The following is a 19,030-nucleotide window of genomic DNA, read 5'->3' on the forward strand; positions in this document are numbered from 1 at the left end:
ATTATGCAGAGATTGCTTTTAGCCTCCACCTCCCCCTATCGAAAAATGCTGCTGGAGAAGCTGCAGCTGCCGTTCGACTGCGCCGCGCCGGAGGTGGATGAAACCCCCTTGCCCGGCGAAAGCGCGGAAGCGCTGGTGCTGCGCCTGGCGGCGGCGAAGGCTCAGGCGTTGGCCCTCGCCTATCCCGAGCATCTGATCATCGGCTCCGATCAGGTCTGCGTGATCGATGGCAACATCACCGGCAAGCCCCATACCGAGGAAAACGCCCGGGCGCAGCTGCGGCAGGCCAGTGGCCAAGCCGTGACTTTCTATACCGGCCTGGCGCTGTACAACGGCCGCAGCAAGCAGCTGCAAGCTTTGTGCGAGCCGTTTCACGTGCATTTTCGCGCGCTGAGCGAAGCGGAGATAGCCGCCTATGTACGTCTGGAGCAACCGCTGAACTGCGCAGGCAGTTTCAAGAGCGAGGGATTGGGGATCGCGTTGTTCGACAGGCTGGAAGGCCGAGATCCGAACGCCCTGATCGGCCTGCCGTTGATCGCGCTGTTGGAGATGTTGCGGGCTGAAGGCATCAACCCGCTGGGGTGACGCAGATTACTTGGCCGCCTGCCGGCGCAGCACCTGCAGACAGTGGCGCAGTTCTTCGTCCATCGGCGCTTCGATGCGCATCGTTTCGCCGGTGGCCGGATGCTCGAAGCGCAGCGCAGCGGCGTGCAGGAATAGCCGCTTCAGGCCGGTACCCGCCAGTTGGCGATCGAACTCGCGGTCGCCATAGCGGTCGTCAAAGGCGATCGGGTGCCCGGCATGCAGAGTGTGCACGCGGATCTGGTGGGTACGCCCGGTGATTGGGCTAGCCTTCACCAGGGTGGCGAATTCGTAACGCTCTTCCACCTTGAAGCGGGTTTCCGAAGGCTTGCCTTCGCTGTTGACGCGCACGATGCGTTCACCGCTTTGCAAAATATTTTTCAGCAGCGGCGCCTGTACGGCCTTGCAGTGCGATTGCCATTGGCCGCGCACCAGCGCCAGATAATCTTTCTGCATGCCTTTCAGCCGCAGTTGCTCATGCAGCGAACGCAGCGCGGAACGCTTCTTGGCCACCAACAGCACGCCGGAGGTATCGCGATCGAGCCGGTGCACCAGTTCAAGGAAACGAGCCTCCGGGCGCAGCGCGCGCAGCCCTTCGATCACGCCGAAGCTCAGGCCGCTGCCGCCGTGCACTGCGGTGCCGGAAGGCTTGTTGAGGATCAGCAGGTGGTCGTCTTCATACAAAATACAGTCGGCCAGCGCGGCCACCTTATCCAGCTTGGCCGACACCGGCGTCTCTTCGCGCTCGGCCACCCGCACCGGCGGCACGCGCACCACGTCGCCGGCCGCCAATTTGTATTCAACCTTGATGCGCCCTTTATTGACCCGCACCTCGCCTTTACGCACGATGCGATAAATCATGCTCTTCGGCACGCCTTTCAGGCGAGCGAGCAGAAAGTTGTCGATTCTCTGACCGGCTTCGTCGTCGGAAATCGTGATGAATTGTACTGCTGGATTGTTCGTTTTCATGGTGCGGGATTCTAAATAGAGCGCGTGAATAGCGCCACATCTTTTTCTGTGCTTAACTGTCTCTCTGACGGCGGGCGAAACCCCAGCGGACAATAAGGCAGCAAGCCGATTTGAACGTTTGCGATTTCTTCCGCAGTTAAGGAAAAGTCACCTTGCTATAACGGCATCAGCAGTGGAATAATGCAGTCACTTTCCGCGTTGATTCTCGTTAAACAGGGAAAACGGTGGAATTATAAAATTTGTCTGATCGCGCAAAAACGCAGCAATGGCGTAAGACGTAATGCGAAATCAAACAATTAGCGGGCTGCGGGTTGCAGCTTGGCCGGCAAATGGAATCAGATCTGTCGACGTAAATCAGAGGCTATTCCCCTAGTAAAAGTGCTGTCTTTCACAAAGAAAAGCAGGCTTACCGAGATAATGCGCCCCTATGCAGGCGACAACCGTGAGGTTGACGACTTTGCGAGAAGACACGGGGCTTTCGGTTTAACTCCGGCCATGAGGTTATTTTGCCCGCAGCTTTGTCGATAATGTAAAAATAACGAGTAAGTTAAGATGAAAAGAATGTTGATTAACGCAACTCAGCAGGAAGAGTTGCGTGTTGCCCTCGTAGATGGACAGCGGCTGTATGATTTGGATATTGAAAGTCCGGGTCATGAGCAGAAAAAAGCGAATATTTACAAAGGCAAAATCACCCGCATTGAACCAAGTCTTGAAGCAGCGTTCGTGGACTACGGCGCAGAACGACATGGTTTCCTCCCCCTTAAAGAAATCGCCCGCGAATACTTCCCTAGCAATTACTCTTCCCATGGTCGCCCGAACATCAAAGATGTGCTGCGCGAAGGCCAGGAAGTCATCGTTCAGGTAGACAAAGAAGAACGTGGCAACAAAGGCGCCGCCTTGACCACCTTCATCAGTCTGGCGGGCAGTTATCTGGTGCTGATGCCGAACAACCCGCGCGCCGGCGGTATTTCTCGCCGCATCGAGGGCGACGATCGCACCGAGCTGAAAGAAGCGCTCTCTTCGCTGCAACTGCCGGACGGCATGGGCCTGATCGTTCGCACCGCGGGCGTAGGCAAATCCGCCGACGCGCTGCAGTGGGATCTCTCCTTCCGCCTGAAGCACTGGGAAGCGATTAAAAAAGCCGCCGAAGGCCGCTCTGCGCCGTTCCTGATCCACCAGGAAAGCAACGTTATCGTGCGCGCCTTCCGCGATTACCTGCGCCCGGACATCGGCGAAATCCTGATCGACAACCCGAAAATTCTCGATCTGGCCAAAGAGCACATCGCTGCGCTGGGCCGCCCGGATTTCAGCAGCAAAATCAAACTGTACAGCGGTGAAATTCCTCTGTTCAGCCACTATCAGATCGAATCGCAGATCGAATCCGCCTTCCAGCGCGAAGTGCGCCTGCCGTCCGGCGGCTCGATCGTCATCGACAGCACCGAAGCGCTGACCGCCATCGACATCAACTCCGCGCGTGCAACCCGCGGCGGCGACATCGAAGAGACGGCGTTCAACACCAACCTGGAAGCGGCGGACGAGATCGCTCGCCAGCTGCGCCTGCGCGACCTCGGCGGCCTGATCGTCATCGACTTCATCGACATGACGCCGGTTCGCCACCAGCGCGAAGTGGAAAACCGCCTGCGTGACGCCGTGCGCCAAGACCGCGCGCGCATCCAAATCGGCCGCATCTCCCGCTTCGGCCTGCTGGAAATGTCGCGTCAGCGCCTCAGCCCGTCGCTGGGCGAGTCCAGCCATCACGTGTGCCCACGCTGTAACGGCACCGGCACCATTCGCGACAACGAATCGCTGGCGCTGTCCATTCTGCGCCTGATCGAAGAAGAAGCGCTGAAGGAAAACACCAAAGAAGTTCACGCTATCGTGCCGGTTCAGGTCGCTTCGTACCTGTTGAACGAAAAGCGCGAATCCGTCAGCGCGATCGAAAAACGTCAGGGTGGCGTGAAAGCCGTCATCGTGCCGAACGATGAAATGCAAACCCCGCACTACTCGGTGCTGCGCGTGCGCAAGGGCGAGGAAACCTCTACCCTCAGCTACCTGCTGCCGAAGCTGCACGAAGAAGACATGGAGCGCCCGCTGGAAGACGCGCCGATGGAGCGCAAGCGTCCGGAGCAACCGGCCCTGGCTTCCTTCTCGCTGTCCGCCGATGCGCCGCCGCCGGCTGAAGAACCCGTCGCCGTGGCCAAGCCTGCCGCTGCAGCCGCCAAGGCGAAAGCCGCAGCGCCGGCCGCCGCCAAGCCAGGCTTCCTGGGTCGCCTGTTCGGTGGTCTGAAGAACTTGTTCGCCGGTGAAGAGCAACCTGCCGTCGAAGAAGCCAAACCAGCCGAAGCGCCGAAGGCGGAAAGCAACGGTGAAAACCGTCGTCAGGATCGTCGCGGTCAGCGCCGTCAAGGCACCGGCCGTAAAGAGCGCGGTGAGCGTAGCGACCGTGGCGATCGTCCGGAACGCGGCGAGCGTAAAGAGCGCGGTGAAGGCCGTGACAATCGCGAGCGCGACAACCGTGAACCGCGTGAGAACCGTGAAGGCCGTGAATCGCGTGAGTCCCGCGATGAGCAGCGCCGTAACCGCCGCAACCAGCAGCAGAACGCGCCGGTAGCGGAGGAAACCGCTTCAGAAGAAGGCGCTAAAGCGCCGCGCGAAGATCAGCAGCAACGCCGTGAGCAGCGCGCTGAACGCCAGCGTCGCCGTCAGGAAGAGAAACGTCAGGCTCAGCAGGAAGTGAAAGCGCTGGAAAGCGTTGAAGCGGTCGAGAGCACCGACGAAGAACAGGAAGAACGCCAGCAGCAGAACATGCAGCGCCGTCAGCGCCGCACGCTGACGCAGAAAGTGCGTATCCTGTCTGCCGAAGAAGAGCTGCAGCGCGCAGCGGAAGAGCTGTTGGCGCCGAAAGCGCCGGTAGCGAAAGCCGAAGACGCGCAGCCGACCGCCGACGACAGCGTCAAGCTGCTGCCGGAAACCGTTGCCGCACAGCCGGAAGACGATGCCCAGGGCGAAAGCCGCGGCAACGGCGAAGGCATGCCGCGCCGTTCCCGCCGTTCACCGCGCCACCTGCGCGTCAGTGGCCAGCGCCGCCGTCGTTACCGCGATGAACGTTACCCGCTGCAATCTCCAATGCCGCTGGCGGGCGCGTTCGCTTCGCCGGAAATGGCATCGGGCAAAGTCTGGGTAAGCTACCCGGTCGCTCAGGTTGAAGAAGCCGAAGTGCAGACCGAAGCCGTAGAACAGGCTGCGGCACCGGTTGTCGCTGCCGCGGTTGAACAGCACAACGTTGCCGTGGAAGAAACCCAGGTGGCGGCCAGCATCAACCCGCCTGCGCCAGAAGCCGCCGTTGAAACTGCTGCCGTTACCGTAACGGAAGAAGCTGCAGCCGTAGCGCCTGTCGTGGCTATCCCGGCCGAGGAAATCCCGGCGCCGGTGGAAACCGCCCCGGCAACTGTTGCAGTTGAACAGCCGAAAGCGGAAGAGACTGCCCCTGCAGTGGAAGCCGAGCCGGTAGCTGAAACCGTAGCTGTAGAGCCAGTGGTTGAACCTGCGCTAGCGGAAGACGAGCCTGTGGTCGAAACTGCACCGGTGGTAGAAGCCACGCCAGCGGAAGAAACGCCAATGGTAGAAGTAGAAGCCGCACCTGCGGCGGCAGCCGTGGAAGCCGCTCCGGTGGAAAAAGCCCCTGCGCCAGTGGTTGCTCAGCAGCCGGCGCCGGTGAAAGCCGTGCAGGACGCGCTGTACAAACACATCGCCACTGCGCCGATGACCAAAGCGCCTGCGCCGGCCTATGTGCCGGAAGAACGCAAGCACAGCGACTGGCAGCGCCCTTCCTTCAACTTTGAAGGCAAAGGCTCCGCAGGCGGCCATTCGGCGGTGAGCCAGGCGACCGCGCCGGCCACCAAACCACAGCCGGTTAACGAATAAGTTAATCTGCAACCCTAAAAAAACCCGCCATCGGCGGGTTTTTTCTTGCCTGTAACGTCCTCAGGCGATCTTCTTCAGTTTTTTGATGTCCAGAACATCCAACTTGCCGTCAAGCCGGCTGACGAATTGCTGAAAATGCGCCGTCTCATTATGCTTATCCAGCGCTTCGCTGCTGGCCCAACGCTCAAAGAACACGAAAACGCCCGGTTTTTCCAGATCGCGATGCAAGTCATATTGCAGGTTGCCCAACTCCTGGCGGCTCGGCTCGATAATGTCGTGCACCGCTTCGCTGACGGCGGCTTCAAATCCCGCTTTCGCTTGCAGGGTGGCGATAACGCGTACTTCCATTGCTTTCTCCCTTTCCACTTGATGAAGGTCGACGGTATTGGCGTCGGCATCGTTGAAATCCCGGTTACTATGCGCCCGCCGCGCTATTGATTTCAACTTGTCGCCAACAAACAGATGCATCTGCGGCACTTTCCGCTTATCCTTACACCCCGGCGTGAATAAACCCATTATTCGCTTTTCATTAGACGTATTTGACCGCCGGAGCCTAGCTAGATGACCGCACAACCTCAAGTTCTGAAAATCCGCCGCCCAGACGACTGGCATATCCACCTGCGTGACGATGAAATGCTGAAAACGGTGGTGCCCTATACCAGCCAGGTATTTGGCCGGGCGATCGTGATGCCGAACCTGGTTCCGCCCGTAACGACCGTGGCCGCCGCGCGCGCCTACCGCGATCGCATTCTGGCGGCGGTTCCGCAGGGTCACAATTTCACTCCGCTGATGACCTGCTACCTGACCAACTCCCTGGCGGCCAGTGAACTGGTCAACGGCTTCGAACAAGGGGTGTTTACTGCCGCCAAGCTGTATCCGGCCAACGCCACCACCAACTCCAGCCACGGCGTCAGTGACGTGACCGGTATTTACCCGCTGTTCGAGCAGATGCAAAAAATCGGCATGCCATTGCTGATCCACGGCGAAGTGACCGATCCTTCCGTCGATATCTTCGACCGCGAGGCGCGCTTTATCGAGCAGGTGATGGAACCGATTCGCCAACAGTTCCCTGAGCTGAAGATCGTCTTCGAGCACATCACCACCAAAGAAGCGGCGCAATACGTGCAGGCAGGCAATCGTTTCCTCGGCGCCACCATCACGCCGCAGCACCTGATGTTCAACCGCAACCACATGCTGGTCGGCGGCATTCGCCCGCACCTGTTCTGCCTGCCGATCCTCAAGCGCAATGTCCACCAGGAAGCGCTGCGTCAGGCGGTCGCCAGCGGCTCGGATCGCTTCTTCCTTGGCACCGACTCCGCGCCGCACCTCAAGCATCGCAAAGAGTCCAGCTGCGGTTGCGCCGGCTGTTTCAACGCGCCGAATGCCATCCCGGCTTACGCAGCGGTCTTCGAACAGCTAGGCGCACTGGAGCACTTCGAAGCCTTCTGCTCGCTCAACGGCCCGCGCTTCTATGGCCTGCCGCTCAACGAAGACTTCATCGAACTGCAGCGCGTGCCAACCACCCAGCCGGAAGAGATTACCCTCGGCAATGAATCCGTGATCCCCTTCCTGGCGGGTGAAACCCTGAACTGGTCGCTGAAAGACTGATATTTTTGCGTCGCCCTCTTGCCCCCGCACTCGGTTAACTGTATAAATAAACAGTAAATCGCTTCGGGGGCAATTATGCGTGTTGAAGTCACTATAGATAAAACCCGGCCGCTGCCGGCGGGCGCCATTGAGGCGCTGACCGGTGAACTGGGCAAGCGGGTCAACCGCCAGTTTCCAGACGCCGTCGTGCACGTACGTTATGCCGGCGCCAACGGGCTCTCCGTGCTGGGGGGCGCCAAAACCGACCGGGATCTGATTGAGGAAATCCTTCAGGAAACCTGGGAAAGCGCAGACGAATGGTTTAGCGCAGAATAACACTGCAATGCTGTTTTTGCCGGGGGTCGCTCTCCGGCTTTTTTGTTTCTGGCGCCCTGCCCATTCATCGCTTACCCTTACTCTGAAACAAAATCTGCCTCAGCGCTGTATTTAACGCAAAGGAGTAAGCATGGCCCCGGACAAGGTGAAATCCGAAGACGCAATGACGTTTGGCGAACTGCTGGCGCTGATTGCCGATCAGAAAAGGCGCTTGAACGTACTGGAAGTGGCTTTCTCTTATCTGGCCTTCAGCCTGGATGACAAAGCCAACCAACGGCTGATCCACAGCCTGAAGCTGGAATCGCACAGCCAGAATCGTGATGCCGAAACGCAAAAGCATTTCGCCCATTTGGCCGAAGAGCTGGAAAAATGTCTGCACGGCGCATCGCCACCTGCCGACGCGGAATAACGCGCTGCGCTTGACTCATCCACTGCTGCACATACAAATTTGTAGAATAATTGTTCAAATAAATATTTATTTTGCAAATTTCGGTGACAACCCCCTCCACCGATGAAAGCGGATGCGTATACTGTAATTGCTCTCATGATGATGAGCCGCATTGATCCTCGTTAGTCACTCACGGTAGTTACTACTCAATAAGGGGTCTTTATGGACAGAAATGATGAAGTAATTCAGACGCACCCGCTTGTCGGTTGGGATATCAGTACTGTCGACGTTTACGACGCCATGATGATACGCCTTCATTACCTGTCTTCACTAGACCAAACGCCCGAAGAAGCCCAAGTAGACCGAACGCTTTGGCTCACTACAGATGTCGCCCGTCAATTAATCAATATCTTAGAGGCCGGCATCGCCAAGATTGAAGCTACGGATTACCAGGATCTTGATCGCAGAAAACATTGATACATCGTCCCCTAACCCCTAAGGCGCCGTGATCGATCCCGGCGCCTTTTCTTCGCCTTTCGCCGTTCAATCAGTGCATTGCGCTCGCCAACCTTTTATCATGGGGCGATAAGAAATCGCTATCAGAGAGGGTGGGCACGTGGAATATGATTTGATTGTGGTGGGCAGCGGTTCAGTCGGCGCGGCGGCAGGGTATTACGCTACCCGGGCCGGCTTGAAAGCGCTGATGATCGACAGCGCCATTCCTCCACACCGCAACGGCAGCCATCACGGCGATACCCGCATCATTCGTCACGCTTACGGCGAAGGTGAAAAGTACGTGCCGCTGGTGCTGCGCGCACAGGCGCTGTGGAATGCGCTGATTCAACAATCCGGTGAAGAACTGTTCCAGTCGTGCGGCGTGCTCAACCTGGGGCCGCAGCACTCCGAATTCATTCGCAATGCTCAGCAGAGCGCGCAAAAGTTTCGCCTTAATGCGCAAACCCTCAGCGCCGAACAGATCGCTCAACGCTGGCCGGAATTCCGCGCGCCGGAAGGTTATGTCGGTGTCTTCGAGCCGGACGCCGGCTTCCTGCGCTCCGAACTGGCGGTTGCCAGCCTGATCAAACTGGCGAAAGAGGCCGGCTGCAGCCAGCTGTTCAACTGCCCGGTCAGCGCGGTGAACCCCATTGATGGCGGCGTTGAGGTCGTCACCGACGAAGGGCGTTTCACGGCGCGAAAAGCGGTGGTCACCGCAGGCACCTGGGTGAAGGCGCTGTTGCCGCAGCTGCCGATCGCGCCATTGCGCAAGGTATTCTCCTGGCATCAGGCGGACGGCCGCTACAGCGTGAACAATCGCTTCCCGGCCTTTACCGTCGAAGCGCAGGACGGCACGCACTATTACGGCTTCCCGGCGGATAACGATGGCCTGAAAGTGGGCAAACACGACGGCGGCCAGCCGATGGATGCCCCCGAGCAGCGCAAGCCCTTCGGCAGCTACGCCAGCGACGGCACGGAAGTTTTCTCCTTCCTGCGGCAATTTTTGCCGGGTGTAGGCGTATGTTTACACGGCGAAGCCTGCAGTTATGATATGAGCCCTGACGAAGACTTTATTATCGATACGCTGCCGGATTGCGATCGCCTGATGGTCATCAGCGGATTGAGCGGCCACGGCTTCAAGTTCGCCAGCGCTCTGGGCGAGATCGCCGCGCTGTTCGCGCAGGACAAAGCGCCGCCGGTTGACCTCTCCAGCTTTGGTCTGAAGCGATTTAGCTGAGCGGAGGATTTCGCTGTCCACGTTCCCGTCGAGCCCTGGACAGCGAAATCTGGCGGTTACAATTTATTAACCTGCTAACTCTTTTAAATACCAAGTAAAAATTCTGATAACGGAAATTTCTTGCATTCAGCATTTGAATTTCCGAATTGAACACTTGCAGTGTAAGTCCTATTTTACAGAAGATATGCTCCATCGGCTTTCAACAAGGACGTCACCATGAAACTACTTGTCGTGGACGAATGCTGCTTCACCCGGGTCGGTATAGCCAGCTACTTTGCTGATAGTGGGATTACGACGATCAAGTGCTGCCACAGCATTGAGTACGCTACGCCACTGTTGTCCAGCTTTCAGCCGAGCCACATTCTGGTGAACCTCAGCAACCAATGCCGCTATAACGAAGCGGACGCACAGCTGCTGGCATTTATGGAAGCCAGCCAGTCTGCCTTGCTGTTTATCTATCTCGATACGCCTTACCCTTACAGCGAAGCGCCAATGCGCATCGCCGATAATGCCTTTCTGTTCAATAAAAGCATTCTGCCGCTCACCTTACGCACGCTGCGCGAAAATCCGCTGGCGCTGGCCGATGACGGCGAAGAGCGTTCCCTGTTCAGCCCGCAGGAACTGACGGTAATGAAATATTGGATGGCGGAGATGCCCAACTACCGCATCGCGAAAAAGCTGCAGATCAGCTCGCATACGGTGTACGTGCACAAGCGTCACATCACGGAGAAGATCAACGCGCGCAACCGGCTGGAGTTCTACTCGCTGTATAACGTGCTGCGCTATTTCTACCCGCCGAGCACGCCAACAAATTCGACGCCGCTGGCGCTGCTGGCGGTATAACATCAAGCCTGCGATAACGCAGGCTTTTTTATCGCCGCTCTTCCAGCGCACACGCGCGGCGCGCTGTAAAAGACGTCGAGAAAAGGACTATAATCAAGGGTCCTTCTCTTCAGGCGGCTGAAATGTTAAACCGAATACTGGCGGCTATCGTCAACAATGTGCGTGAGCACCTGGTGCTTTACCTTTGCCTGTGGCTGGTGCTGCTGGCGTTGGATGTCTATTTCTTCTTCGTCATGTAATCCATGCCGCCGTTATTTCCCCGATTGAGCTTCAGCCGCTTCGGCGATCCCGCCCAGGTGCTGGAATTGCAGCAGATGAGCAGACCGCTGCTGCGCCCCGGACAGCAGTTATTGCAGATGCGCTATGCCCCGATCAACCCTTCCGATCTGATCCCGATCCACGGCCAATACGCGCACCGCATCGCCCTGCCGCAGGTGCCGGGATATGAAGGCGTGGGCGTCATCGTCAATCCGCAGAATGGGCATTCAACGGACCGACGCGCGCTGGCGGTAGCGGGTGACGGCAGTTGGCAAACCTTCGTCACGCTGCCTGAGACTCGGGTGGTCTGGGTGCCGGATGACATTGACGACGCCTGCGCAGCGCAAATCTATATCAACCCGCTCACCTGCTGGGTGCTGTTGACGCAATGGCTGCCGCTCAACGCCGGCGACGTACTGCTGATCAACGGCGGCGGCTCCGCTGTCAGCCTGCTGCTGGCGCAGCTGACGGCGCTGCGCGGCATTCGTCTGGCGGTCGTGGTGCGCAACGCCGCTCATCGCCAGGCGTTACTGGCCGCCGGCGCCTGGCGCGTTATCGAAGCACCTCAGCTGGTGGAAATGACGAATTTTGGCGCCCGTGCGGCCATCGACTGCATCGGTGGGGAAGACGGATTGCAGCTGGCGCAGGCGGTCCGCACCGGCGGCGATTTTGTGGCGCTGGGCCTGCTGAGCGGCCGCCAGGTAGACTGGCGGCGCGTGGTGGACGAGTTAAAGCTGCGCGCTTCGCTGTTCCACCTGCGCAAATGGAACGCACAGGCGGCGCCGGCGCAGTGGCAGATGGCGTTTTATCAGCTATTCCAGCTGCTGCGGCGCGGCCAGCTGGCTTTGCGCCCACCCGCCGCGATTTATCCTTTGCATCAGTACGCAACGGCGCTGCAGCACGCCACGCAGCCCGGTGTGAACGGCAAGATCTTCCTCACTCCGGCGCCGCCGGAGGCTGACGCGGCGGGCGGCCGTCCCCCAGGATAACCGCCAGCCGATAGCCGCCCTCGGTAGTCTCCAGCGCGATGCGCGCCACGATCGTCAGCGGCACCGACAGCAACATGCCCACCGGGCCGAGCAGCCAGCCCCAAAAGATCAGCGACAGGAACACCACCAGCGTCGACAGCCCCAGCCCGCGCCCCATCACCCGTGGTTCGAGGATATTACCGATCACCATGTTGACAGCGATAAAGCCGCCCGCCACCACCAGCGCATCGCCCAGCCCGTTGAACAACAGCGCCTGAATCAGCGGCGGAATGGCGGCCAATACCGAGCCAATGTTGGGAATGTAGTTGAGCAGAAACGCCAGCAGCCCCCAGATAAAAGCGAAGCGCACGCCGACCGCCGCCAGGAAGATCCAGACGATCACCCCGGTGGCCAGGCTGATGATGGTTTTAATCACCAGATAGCGCGTCACGCCGTCCAACGCCCGCCGCATCGCGGCGAGCCCCTCGTTCGGCTTATCCAGCGCCTGCTGCAGCTTATACGGCAGCAGCTGCACTTCAAACAGCATAAACACCACGGTCATCAGCAGCAGGAAGACGTTGGTCATGGCGCCAGACAGGTGCCCCAGCATGCGGGTGACCAAATTCATCGCCGCGCTCGGATCGACATACTGCAGCATCGCTTCGCTGGAGAGGCTGATATTGAAGCGATCGGCGTAATGCTGCAGCTCGCGCAACTTCTCGATCATCATGCCGCGGTACTGCGGCAGCGAGCGGGCGAACTCATTGAGCGAAGCGCCCAACATGCCGATAAACAGCATCACGACCACGATCACCGCCGTCACCAGCAGCGTCACCCCGACGATACGCGGCACCCGCTTGCGTTCCAGCATCGCCACCAGCGGGTTCAACACCATGGCGAGAAATATCGCCAGCAAAAACGGCACCACGATGTCAGCGGCGGCTTTCACCCCGGCCAAAATGATCACCAACATCGCCAGCAGGACGGCCAGACGCAGGCTGCTGTCGGTCACGCGGGTTCGGCCCATGACGTTTCCTTGTTATTTCACTGGGTTAACCGGCGGCAGGCGCCGACTCTTGGCGCTAATGGTAGCAAAATCCACCGTCACGCCGCAGAGGATTTCGCCTAACCGTTCGAAAAAATTAATCTTTCCGCCCTGCTCTTTGCCGCAAGAAATAGGCATAACGTTTGCCAACAAATAATTCCACCGAGCAACTCATGGACGATTTACGTAAAATGACAAAAGCTGACATTAATAAATAATAAGCCTAATTTTCAACAACTAGCACAACCGCCCCGTGAGGGAAATAATATCATCTTCAACGATTTATCTGATGAAGCCCGAACATCTCAAACAAATTCACTGACTAATATTTCTAAGAAGTAACATAGTTAAATTTATTATTGATTTTATGTTTCCTAAAGTTTAATTATTGCAGCCAGCCAATCGGTAATCGAAGGAAACAGGATGCTCTGGAAAAATACCGCCGATCGTTTCGGCCATGTGTCAGTGTTGATCCACTGGCTGGTGGCGCTGACGGTGTACGGCATGTTCGCACTTGGCCTGTGGATGGTCACGCTGGGCTATTACGACGTCTGGTACCATCAGGCGCCGGAGATCCACAAAAGCATCGGCACGCTGCTGTTCATCGTGATGGTGATCCGCGTGGTCTGGCGCTTTGTCTCGCCGCCGCCCAAACCTCTGGCCAGCTATGGCCGCCTCACTCGCGTCAGCGCTATTCTCGCGCATCTGGCGCTGTATGCCGTGCTGTTCGGCATTCTGATCAGCGGCTATCTGATCTCCACCGCCGACGGCCAACCGATCAGCGTATTCGGCTGGTTCGACGTGCCCGCCACCGTCACCGGCATGGCGGAACAGGCCGACACCGCCGGCGCCATACACCTTTACCTGGCCTGGGCCGTGGTAGTGCTTTCGGTACTGCACGGGCTGGCCGCGCTTAAACATCACTTTATCGATCGTGATGTCACTTTGAAACGGATGCTGGGTAGCAGCGCCGATTAACCTTTGGATTTATGGAGATTGCTATGTTGAAAAAGACCGTATTGGGCCTGACCGCAGGCGCCCTGCTGCTGAGCGCCGGTTCCGCACTGGCGGCGGACTACAAGATCGACAAACAGGGCCAGCACGCCTTTATCGAGTTCCGCATCCAGCACCTGGGCTACAGCTGGCTGTACGGCAGCTTTAAAGACTTCGACGGCGGCTTCACCTTCGACGAGAAAGATCCGTCCAAGGACAAGGTTAACGTGACCATCAATACCGCCAGCGTCGACACCAACCACGCCGAGCGCGACAAGCACCTGCGCAGCGCCGAGTTCCTCAACGTGGAGAAGAACAAACAGGCCAAGTTTGAATCCACCGAAGTGAAGAAAAGCGGCGACGGTTATGCGGTGGTCGGCAACCTGACGCTGAACGGCGTGACCAAGCCCGTCACGCTGGACGCCAAACTGATTGGCCAGGGCAACGATCCGTGGGGCGGCTACCGCGCCGGCTTTGAAGCCAACGGCAAGATCAAGCTGAAAGATTTCGGCATTACCACCGATCTGGGCCCGGCGTCGCAAGACGTTGAGCTGATCATCTCCGTAGAAGGCGTGCGCGAGAAATAAAAAAAAGCCCGGCTTGGCGGCCGGGCTTCTCATTTCCTCAGGCTCAGCGGGCTGGGCCTTCTTCTTCCGGTGCCGGAATGTGCATCGTGGTCTGCAGCAAGCCTTTCGACTTATTGAAGATCTTGACGCCATTTTCGCGGCCTGCACGGCGCGCGCGCTGCTCTTCGCGCGGCAGCTTCAGCTCTTCGCGGCAAATCTCGCTGCAGCATCCTTCAAACTTGGCGGCGCAGCTCGGGCACTGAATGAACAGCAGATGGCAGCCGTCGTTCTTGCAGTTGGTATGGGTATCGCACGGCGCGCCGCACTGGTGGCAGTTGGCGATCACATCGTCAGAGATGCGCTCGCCCATGCGCTCATCGAACACGAAGTTTTTGCCGATAAACTTCAGCGGCAACCCCTGTTCTTTCGCTTTGCGGGTGTACTCGATAATCCCGCCTTCCACGTGGTAGATGTTTTTAAAGCCGTTGTGCAGCATATAGGCGCTGGCTTTTTCACAGCGAATGCCGCCGGTGCAGTACATGACGATATTCTTGTCTTTGCTGTCCTGCAGCATCTCCACCGCCATCGGCAGCTGATCGCGGAAGGTATCCGACGGCACCTCGATGGCATTTTCGAAGTGGCCGACTTCGTACTCATAGTGGTTGCGCATATCGACAAATACCGTATTCGGATCGTCGATCATCTGATTGACGCGCTCGGCCTGCAGATACTCGCCGACGTTGCTCGGATCGAAGCTCTCGTCATCGATGCCGTCGGCCACGATGCGCTCACGCACCTTGAGGCGCAGCACCCAGAAGGATTTGCCGTCGTCTTCCAGCGCGATATTCAGGCGGACCTGATCCAACGCCGGGTGCGAGGCGAACAGCGCGGCTTTGAACGCGTCGAAGTGATGCTGCGGCACGCTGATCTGCGCGTTGATGCCCTCTTTCGCCACGTAGATGCGGCCGAACACCTTCAGTTTTTCGAACTGAATGTACAGGCTGTCGCGAAACGCCTTGGGATCGTCGATGGAGAAGTATTTGTAAAAAGAAACTGTGGTGCGCGGCTCGGTTTCCGCCAGCATGCGCGCCTTCAGTTCCTCATTAGAAATTCGGTTATGTAACACTGGCATGGTGTACTTTCCTGTCTTTCGGGAGGTGACTGATTACCGCGCGCAGCCAGCAGGCCCGCGCGCGGCGCACATCATACCCGAAAAACCGCCGCCGCGCAGCCCTGGCGCAAGCGCCCCGTTCAGCGTCCGCCGCCTTCGGTAAACGCGGAAGCCACCATACCGAGCGCCATCATCACGCCGGCAAGCGCCAATATCGCGTTCATCTGCAAATGTGCGCCGACGCTGCCGACCGCCGCGCCCAACACCAGCAGCCCCGCACTGATCCATGGTGCCAACATATTTACCCTCTGAATAATTACCGACAATAATATCGCCATTATCTTTGGCAGGAAAGATTGTGGAAAAATTCGGCATTCGATGCATATTTAACGCCCAAAAAGGGATTTTAATGCGTTGTGTTTTCCCGGATCGCCAGAAAAATGCCACAATAGTCGCAAACAAACGGCAGAAACGAACCTTGCCGCCGAGTTCACCCGGCTGCCAGACCGTGCGATGACGCTGTCATTACACTTAAACAACCGTATTCAAACAGAGAACCCATGACTCAAGTTCCTACTTTCAATCGCTCCTTATTGCACCCGCGCTACTGGCTGACCTGGGTCGGCATCGGCTTGCTGTATCTGCTGGTGTTGCTGCCTTACCCCGTCATCTACTGGCTCGGCACCTCGATTGGGCGATTTTCCATGCGCTTTCTCAAGCGGCGCGTCGCTATCGCCCAGCGCAACCTCGAGCTCTGTTTTCCCGACATGCCGCAGGCCGAACGCGATGCGCTGGTGGTAAAGAATTTCGAATCGGTCGGCATGGGGCTGTTTGAAACCGGCATGGCGTGGTTCTGGCCTAACTGGCGCATCGAGCGCTGGTTCAAGGTCAGCGGCCTGGAGCATATCCAAAAAGCGCGCGACAACCAGCAGGGCGTGCTGCTGATTGGCCTGCACTTTTTGACGCTGGAGCTGGGCGCGCGCATCTTCGGCATTCACAACCCGGGCATCGGCGTTTACCGCCCGCACGACAACAAGCTGATGGACTGGCTGCAAACCTGGGGGCGCATGCGTTCCAACAAGTCGATGCTGGATCGCAAGGACGTCAAAGGCATGATCCGCGCCCTGAAACAGGGCGATATCATCTGGTATGCGCCGGATCACGACTACGGCCCGCGCAGCAGCGTTTTCGTGCCGCTGTTCGCAGTGGACAAAGCCGCCACCACCACCGGCAGCTATGTGCTGGTGCGAATGGGTAAACCGGCGATCATTCCGTTCACCCCGCGCCGCCTGCCGGACGGCAAAGGGTATGAGCTGATCATGCAGCCGGCGGTGGAAAACTTCCCGCTGGATAATGAACTCGACGCCGCCGCCTTCATGAACAAAGTGGTGGAAAAAGAGATCCTGATGGCGCCGGATCAATACATGTGGCTGCATCGCCGCTTCAAGACCCGCCCGGAAGGCGAGCCTTCGCTTTACTGATAAAACCAACCCGCCGCCGGCGGGTTTTTTATTGCGTGCCTCTTGAGAATCGCCGGCGAGGGTGGGATGGTAATGCCTTTGCCGCCACCCCCTGGAGCCGCTATGTACATTGTCAGCCTGACCTACCATCGCCCGATCGCCGACGTCGACAGCCACCTTGACGGGCACATCGCCTGGCTTAAGAAATATTTTCAGGACGGCACCTTCGTCGCTTCCGGCCGCAAGAATCCCCGCACCGGCGGCGTGATCCTGGCCAAAGGCATTGAGCGTGCGCAACTGGACGCCATCCTGGCCGAAGATCCGTTCAACGCCGTGGCCCACTACGAGGTCACCGACTTTAGCGCCACCACCACCGCTGCCGGTTTCGAGGCGCTGGCCGGCTTATAAAACGCTGTAAATTCCGCGCGCCAAGCGCGGAATAAGGTTTAAACGTCATTTTTAAAACTTTATTTCATTTTTCGCCCAATCTTTGTCCCCTCATTTGCCGTCGCCGCGCTTGCGGCGCATACTTACCAGGCTAACTTTTCACGTTTTGCCCCTTCATCTTTGCCACCGGCAAAACGCGTCACCTTTCGGCAATGGACATTTATGGCTTCGGCAGCAGAACCCGTTAACTGGAAACGCAACCTTTTCGTCGCCTGGCTGGGATGCTTTCTCACCGGCGCCGCCTTCAGCCTGGTGATGCCGTTTCTGCCGCTGTACGTAGAGACGCTGGGCGTAACCGGCCATCAGGCGCTCAACATGTGGTCCGGTCTGCTGTTCAGCATTACCTTCCTGTTTTCCGCTATCGCCGCGCCGTTCTGGGGCGCCCTGGCCGACCGACGCGGCCGCAAACTGATGCTGCTGCGTTCGGCGCTCGGTATGGCGATCGTCATGGCGCTGATGGGCATGGCGCAAACGGTCTGGCAGTTTCTCGCGCTGCGTGCGGTGCTGGGGCTGCTCGGCGGGTTCATTCCCAACGCCAACGCGCTGATCGCCACCCAGGTGCCGCGCAACCGCAGCGGCTGGGCGCTCGGCACCCTGTCTACCGGCGGCGTCGGCGGCGCGCTGGTCGGCCCGCTGATCGGGGGGCTGCTGGCCGATTTATACGGCCTGCGCCCGGTGTTTTATATCACCGCCGCGGTGCTGTTCGTCTGCTTCGTGCTGACGTTGCTGTATGTCAAAGAACAATTCACCCCGGTGCAAAAGCGCGACATGTTGCATGCAAAACAGGTGTTCGCTTCGCTGAAAAACCCGAAGCTGGTGCTCAGCCTGTTCGTCACCACCATGATCATCCAGATCGCCACCGGCTCGATCGCGCCGATCCTGACGCTGTATGTGCGCGATCTGGCCGGCGCCACCCACAATCTGGCGTTTATCAGCGGGCTTATCGCCTCGGTGCCCGGCGTCGCGGCGTTGATGAGCGCCCCGCGGCTGGGCAAGCTGGGCGATCGCATCGGCCCTGAACGCATACTGGTATTCATGCTGATCGTCTCAGTGCTATTGCTGATCCCGATGGCGTTCGTGCAAACGCCGTGGCAGCTCGGGGTGCTGCGTTTTCTGCTGGGGGCGGCCGACGGCGCGTTGCTGCCGGCGGTACAGACGTTGTTAATTTATAACTGCACCAATCAGGTGGCCGGCCGTATTTTCAGCTATAACCAGTCGTTCCGCGACGTCGGCAACGTCAGCGGTCCGCTGCTCGGCGCCGCAGTCTCCGCCGGTTACGGTTTTCGCGCGGTCTTCGCCGTCACCGCTTTAGTGGTGCTGTTCAACGCGGGTTATTCCTGGTGGTGTCTGCGGCGGCGGCCGAGCTATTTGCGTGAAGACACGCTGCAGGAAGAGCAATAGCTGCATTTATCGCCAGTTGCCTCCGTTGGCCAGATCAATGGCGCATTTCCCCCACTTTTAATAATGCCTCCTTCGGGCTGGCGTATTTTCGCCCCACCCAGAACATTCTTATTCCAACGCTTTGTTTATCAACAATTAATTAACTTTCAGCGCATAAAACCCGCTGTCAATCATATTCCTGTCATAACCAACAGAAAAACCAGAAAAGGAGATGCTTGTCGACTTTTCGTCTAAAAAATGGGATACAGGTACTAGACAAAACCAACGACCAGTTATCAAATGGTTAAATAATATCACGCCAGATGTGAAACATCGGCCAAGTGAAGAAAAGGTCAGCACGCTTTCCACGGTTTATCAGCGTTGCAGCCGCGGTGTTTGTCGGGTAATCCGCATTGGGCGGATCGCCTTCATTAAATACAC

20 protein-coding genes are annotated in these 19,030 nt (G+C 58.2%); 15 read left to right on the forward strand and 5 right to left on the reverse strand.

What is annotated here, in order from left to right:
• The first annotated feature begins 3 nt into the window (after window positions 1–3).
• Window positions 4–585: a Maf family protein gene (locus tag ACJ8KE_RS08680; protein ID WP_065426414.1), complete on the forward strand. Its 582-nt coding sequence runs from the start codon at window positions 4–6 to the stop codon at window positions 583–585.
• 6 nt (window positions 586–591) lie between these two features.
• Here ACJ8KE_RS08680 and rluC read toward each other — a convergent pair whose 3' ends face one another.
• Complete coding sequence (gene rluC, locus ACJ8KE_RS08685) at window positions 592–1,551, reverse strand: 23S rRNA pseudouridine(955/2504/2580) synthase RluC (RefSeq protein WP_015377448.1); 960 nt, start codon at window positions 1,549–1,551, stop codon at window positions 592–594.
• 552 nt (window positions 1,552–2,103) lie between these two features.
• Between rluC and rne the strand changes: the two genes are divergently transcribed.
• Window positions 2,104–5,475, forward strand: coding sequence for a ribonuclease E (gene rne, locus ACJ8KE_RS08690; protein ID WP_079451365.1), 3,372 nt, complete (start codon window positions 2,104–2,106; stop codon window positions 5,473–5,475).
• 60 nt (window positions 5,476–5,535) lie between these two features.
• On the opposite strand, the gene ACJ8KE_RS08695 is transcribed toward rne, so the two are convergent.
• Window positions 5,536–5,823, reverse strand: a complete 288-nt coding sequence (locus ACJ8KE_RS08695; RefSeq protein WP_015377446.1) for a putative quinol monooxygenase — start codon at window positions 5,821–5,823, stop codon at window positions 5,536–5,538.
• Between the two features lie 213 nt (window positions 5,824–6,036).
• On the opposite strand from ACJ8KE_RS08695, the gene pyrC reads away from it, so the two are divergent.
• From pyrC to ACJ8KE_RS08735, 8 genes are all read left to right on the forward strand, one after another.
• Window positions 6,037–7,083 carry a dihydroorotase gene (pyrC, locus tag ACJ8KE_RS08700; RefSeq protein WP_033640751.1) on the forward strand — a complete coding sequence of 349 codons (1,047 nt, stop codon included), beginning with the start codon at window positions 6,037–6,039 and terminating at the stop codon, window positions 7,081–7,083.
• Window positions 7,084–7,158: 75 nt separating this feature from the next.
• Complete coding sequence (gene dinI / locus ACJ8KE_RS08705) at window positions 7,159–7,398, forward strand: DNA damage-inducible protein I (protein ID WP_015377444.1); 240 nt, start codon at window positions 7,159–7,161, stop codon at window positions 7,396–7,398.
• Between the two features lie 130 nt (window positions 7,399–7,528).
• Window positions 7,529–7,807: a hypothetical protein gene (locus ACJ8KE_RS08710; RefSeq protein ID WP_004927809.1), complete on the forward strand. Its 279-nt coding sequence runs from the start codon at window positions 7,529–7,531 to the stop codon at window positions 7,805–7,807.
• Window positions 7,808–8,008: 201 nt separating this feature from the next.
• Window positions 8,009–8,263 carry a biofilm formation regulator BssS gene (gene bssS / locus ACJ8KE_RS08715; RefSeq protein ID WP_004927812.1) on the forward strand — a complete coding sequence of 85 codons (255 nt, stop codon included), beginning with the start codon at window positions 8,009–8,011 and terminating at the stop codon, window positions 8,261–8,263.
• A 139-nt stretch (window positions 8,264–8,402) separates the two neighbouring features.
• A complete protein-coding gene (solA, locus tag ACJ8KE_RS08720) occupies window positions 8,403–9,518 on the forward strand; it encodes an N-methyl-L-tryptophan oxidase (RefSeq protein WP_028128020.1) in 1,116 nt (371 codons plus the stop codon).
• A gap of 216 nt (window positions 9,519–9,734) precedes the next feature.
• Complete coding sequence (locus tag ACJ8KE_RS08725) at window positions 9,735–10,361, forward strand: LuxR C-terminal-related transcriptional regulator (RefSeq protein ID WP_028128019.1); 627 nt, start codon at window positions 9,735–9,737, stop codon at window positions 10,359–10,361.
• A 122-nt stretch (window positions 10,362–10,483) separates the two neighbouring features.
• Window positions 10,484–10,600: a DUF2770 family protein gene (locus ACJ8KE_RS08730; RefSeq protein ID WP_004927822.1), complete on the forward strand. Its 117-nt coding sequence runs from the start codon at window positions 10,484–10,486 to the stop codon at window positions 10,598–10,600.
• A gap of 3 nt (window positions 10,601–10,603) precedes the next feature.
• Window positions 10,604–11,608, forward strand: coding sequence for a zinc-dependent alcohol dehydrogenase family protein (locus ACJ8KE_RS08735; protein WP_079449410.1), 1,005 nt, complete (start codon window positions 10,604–10,606; stop codon window positions 11,606–11,608).
• On the opposite strand, the gene ACJ8KE_RS08740 is transcribed toward ACJ8KE_RS08735, so the two are convergent.
• On the reverse strand, window positions 11,556–12,614 hold the full coding sequence (locus ACJ8KE_RS08740) for an AI-2E family transporter (protein ID WP_079451367.1): 1,059 nt from the start codon (window positions 12,612–12,614) through the stop codon (window positions 11,556–11,558). The genes ACJ8KE_RS08735 and ACJ8KE_RS08740 overlap by 53 nt on opposite strands.
• A 441-nt stretch (window positions 12,615–13,055) precedes the next feature.
• On the opposite strand from ACJ8KE_RS08740, the gene ACJ8KE_RS08745 reads away from it, so the two are divergent.
• Together ACJ8KE_RS08745 and ACJ8KE_RS08750 are read left to right on the forward strand one after the other, a co-directional pair.
• Window positions 13,056–13,610, forward strand: coding sequence for a cytochrome b (locus ACJ8KE_RS08745; RefSeq protein ID WP_016928207.1), 555 nt, complete (start codon window positions 13,056–13,058; stop codon window positions 13,608–13,610).
• A 23-nt stretch (window positions 13,611–13,633) separates the two neighbouring features.
• Complete coding sequence (locus tag ACJ8KE_RS08750; protein ID WP_016928208.1) at window positions 13,634–14,212, forward strand: YceI family protein; 579 nt, start codon at window positions 13,634–13,636, stop codon at window positions 14,210–14,212.
• 43 nt (window positions 14,213–14,255) lie between these two features.
• Here ACJ8KE_RS08750 and trhO read toward each other — a convergent pair whose 3' ends face one another.
• Window positions 14,256–15,323: an oxygen-dependent tRNA uridine(34) hydroxylase TrhO gene (trhO, locus tag ACJ8KE_RS08755; protein ID WP_016928209.1), complete on the reverse strand. Its 1,068-nt coding sequence runs from the start codon at window positions 15,321–15,323 to the stop codon at window positions 14,256–14,258.
• A gap of 119 nt (window positions 15,324–15,442) precedes the next feature.
• Window positions 15,443–15,601, reverse strand: coding sequence for a hypothetical protein (locus ACJ8KE_RS08760; RefSeq protein ID WP_016928210.1), 159 nt, complete (start codon window positions 15,599–15,601; stop codon window positions 15,443–15,445).
• Between the two features lie 261 nt (window positions 15,602–15,862).
• Between ACJ8KE_RS08760 and ACJ8KE_RS08765 the strand changes: the two genes are divergently transcribed.
• From ACJ8KE_RS08765 to mdtG, 3 genes are all read left to right on the forward strand, one after another.
• A complete protein-coding gene (locus ACJ8KE_RS08765) occupies window positions 15,863–16,783 on the forward strand; it encodes a Kdo(2)-lipid IV(A) acyltransferase (RefSeq protein ID WP_015377426.1) in 921 nt (306 codons plus the stop codon).
• Window positions 16,784–16,885: 102 nt separating this feature from the next.
• Window positions 16,886–17,170: a YciI family protein gene (locus tag ACJ8KE_RS08770; protein ID WP_016928212.1), complete on the forward strand. Its 285-nt coding sequence runs from the start codon at window positions 16,886–16,888 to the stop codon at window positions 17,168–17,170.
• A 201-nt stretch (window positions 17,171–17,371) separates the two neighbouring features.
• The gene (gene mdtG / locus ACJ8KE_RS08775) at window positions 17,372–18,610 is read left to right on the forward strand and encodes a multidrug efflux MFS transporter MdtG (protein WP_016928213.1); all 1,239 of its coding nucleotides are present in this window, start codon (window positions 17,372–17,374) and stop codon (window positions 18,608–18,610) included.
• Window positions 18,611–19,030 lie beyond the last annotated feature (420 nt).

It is taken from the genome of Serratia sp. CY56464 (assembly GCF_052168435.1).
GTDB classification, from domain to species: domain Bacteria; phylum Pseudomonadota; class Gammaproteobacteria; order Enterobacterales; family Enterobacteriaceae; genus Serratia; species Serratia marcescens.

Excerpts from the sequence above, each read along its gene's own strand:
- ACJ8KE_RS08735 (WP_079449410.1), top strand. The coding sequence starts at position 10,604 with ATGCCGCCGTTATTTCCCCGATTGAGCTTCAGCCGCTTCGGCGATCCC.
- trhO (WP_016928209.1), bottom strand. The coding sequence starts at position 15,323 with ATGCCAGTGTTACATAACCGAATTTCTAATGAGGAACTGAAGGCGCGC.
- ACJ8KE_RS08680 (WP_065426414.1), top strand. The coding sequence starts at position 4 with ATGCAGAGATTGCTTTTAGCCTCCACCTCCCCCTATCGAAAAATGCTG.
- ACJ8KE_RS08730 (WP_004927822.1), top strand. The coding sequence starts at position 10,484 with ATGTTAAACCGAATACTGGCGGCTATCGTCAACAATGTGCGTGAGCAC.
- ACJ8KE_RS08725 (WP_028128019.1), top strand. The coding sequence starts at position 9,735 with ATGAAACTACTTGTCGTGGACGAATGCTGCTTCACCCGGGTCGGTATA.
- rluC (WP_015377448.1), bottom strand. The coding sequence starts at position 1,551 with ATGAAAACGAACAATCCAGCAGTACAATTCATCACGATTTCCGACGAC.
- ACJ8KE_RS08765 (WP_015377426.1), top strand. The coding sequence starts at position 15,863 with ATGACTCAAGTTCCTACTTTCAATCGCTCCTTATTGCACCCGCGCTAC.
- ACJ8KE_RS08745 (WP_016928207.1), top strand. The coding sequence starts at position 13,056 with ATGCTCTGGAAAAATACCGCCGATCGTTTCGGCCATGTGTCAGTGTTG.
- ACJ8KE_RS08695 (WP_015377446.1), bottom strand. The coding sequence starts at position 5,823 with ATGGAAGTACGCGTTATCGCCACCCTGCAAGCGAAAGCGGGATTTGAA.
- rne (WP_079451365.1), top strand. The coding sequence starts at position 2,104 with ATGAAAAGAATGTTGATTAACGCAACTCAGCAGGAAGAGTTGCGTGTT.
- ACJ8KE_RS08750 (WP_016928208.1), top strand. The coding sequence starts at position 13,634 with ATGTTGAAAAAGACCGTATTGGGCCTGACCGCAGGCGCCCTGCTGCTG.
- ACJ8KE_RS08710 (WP_004927809.1), top strand. The coding sequence starts at position 7,529 with ATGGCCCCGGACAAGGTGAAATCCGAAGACGCAATGACGTTTGGCGAA.
- pyrC (WP_033640751.1), top strand. The coding sequence starts at position 6,037 with ATGACCGCACAACCTCAAGTTCTGAAAATCCGCCGCCCAGACGACTGG.
- mdtG (WP_016928213.1), top strand. The coding sequence starts at position 17,372 with ATGGCTTCGGCAGCAGAACCCGTTAACTGGAAACGCAACCTTTTCGTC.
- ACJ8KE_RS08740 (WP_079451367.1), bottom strand. The coding sequence starts at position 12,614 with ATGGGCCGAACCCGCGTGACCGACAGCAGCCTGCGTCTGGCCGTCCTG.
- ACJ8KE_RS08770 (WP_016928212.1), top strand. The coding sequence starts at position 16,886 with ATGTACATTGTCAGCCTGACCTACCATCGCCCGATCGCCGACGTCGAC.
- ACJ8KE_RS08760 (WP_016928210.1), bottom strand. The coding sequence starts at position 15,601 with ATGTTGGCACCATGGATCAGTGCGGGGCTGCTGGTGTTGGGCGCGGCG.
- dinI (WP_015377444.1), top strand. The coding sequence starts at position 7,159 with ATGCGTGTTGAAGTCACTATAGATAAAACCCGGCCGCTGCCGGCGGGC.
- bssS (WP_004927812.1), top strand. The coding sequence starts at position 8,009 with ATGGACAGAAATGATGAAGTAATTCAGACGCACCCGCTTGTCGGTTGG.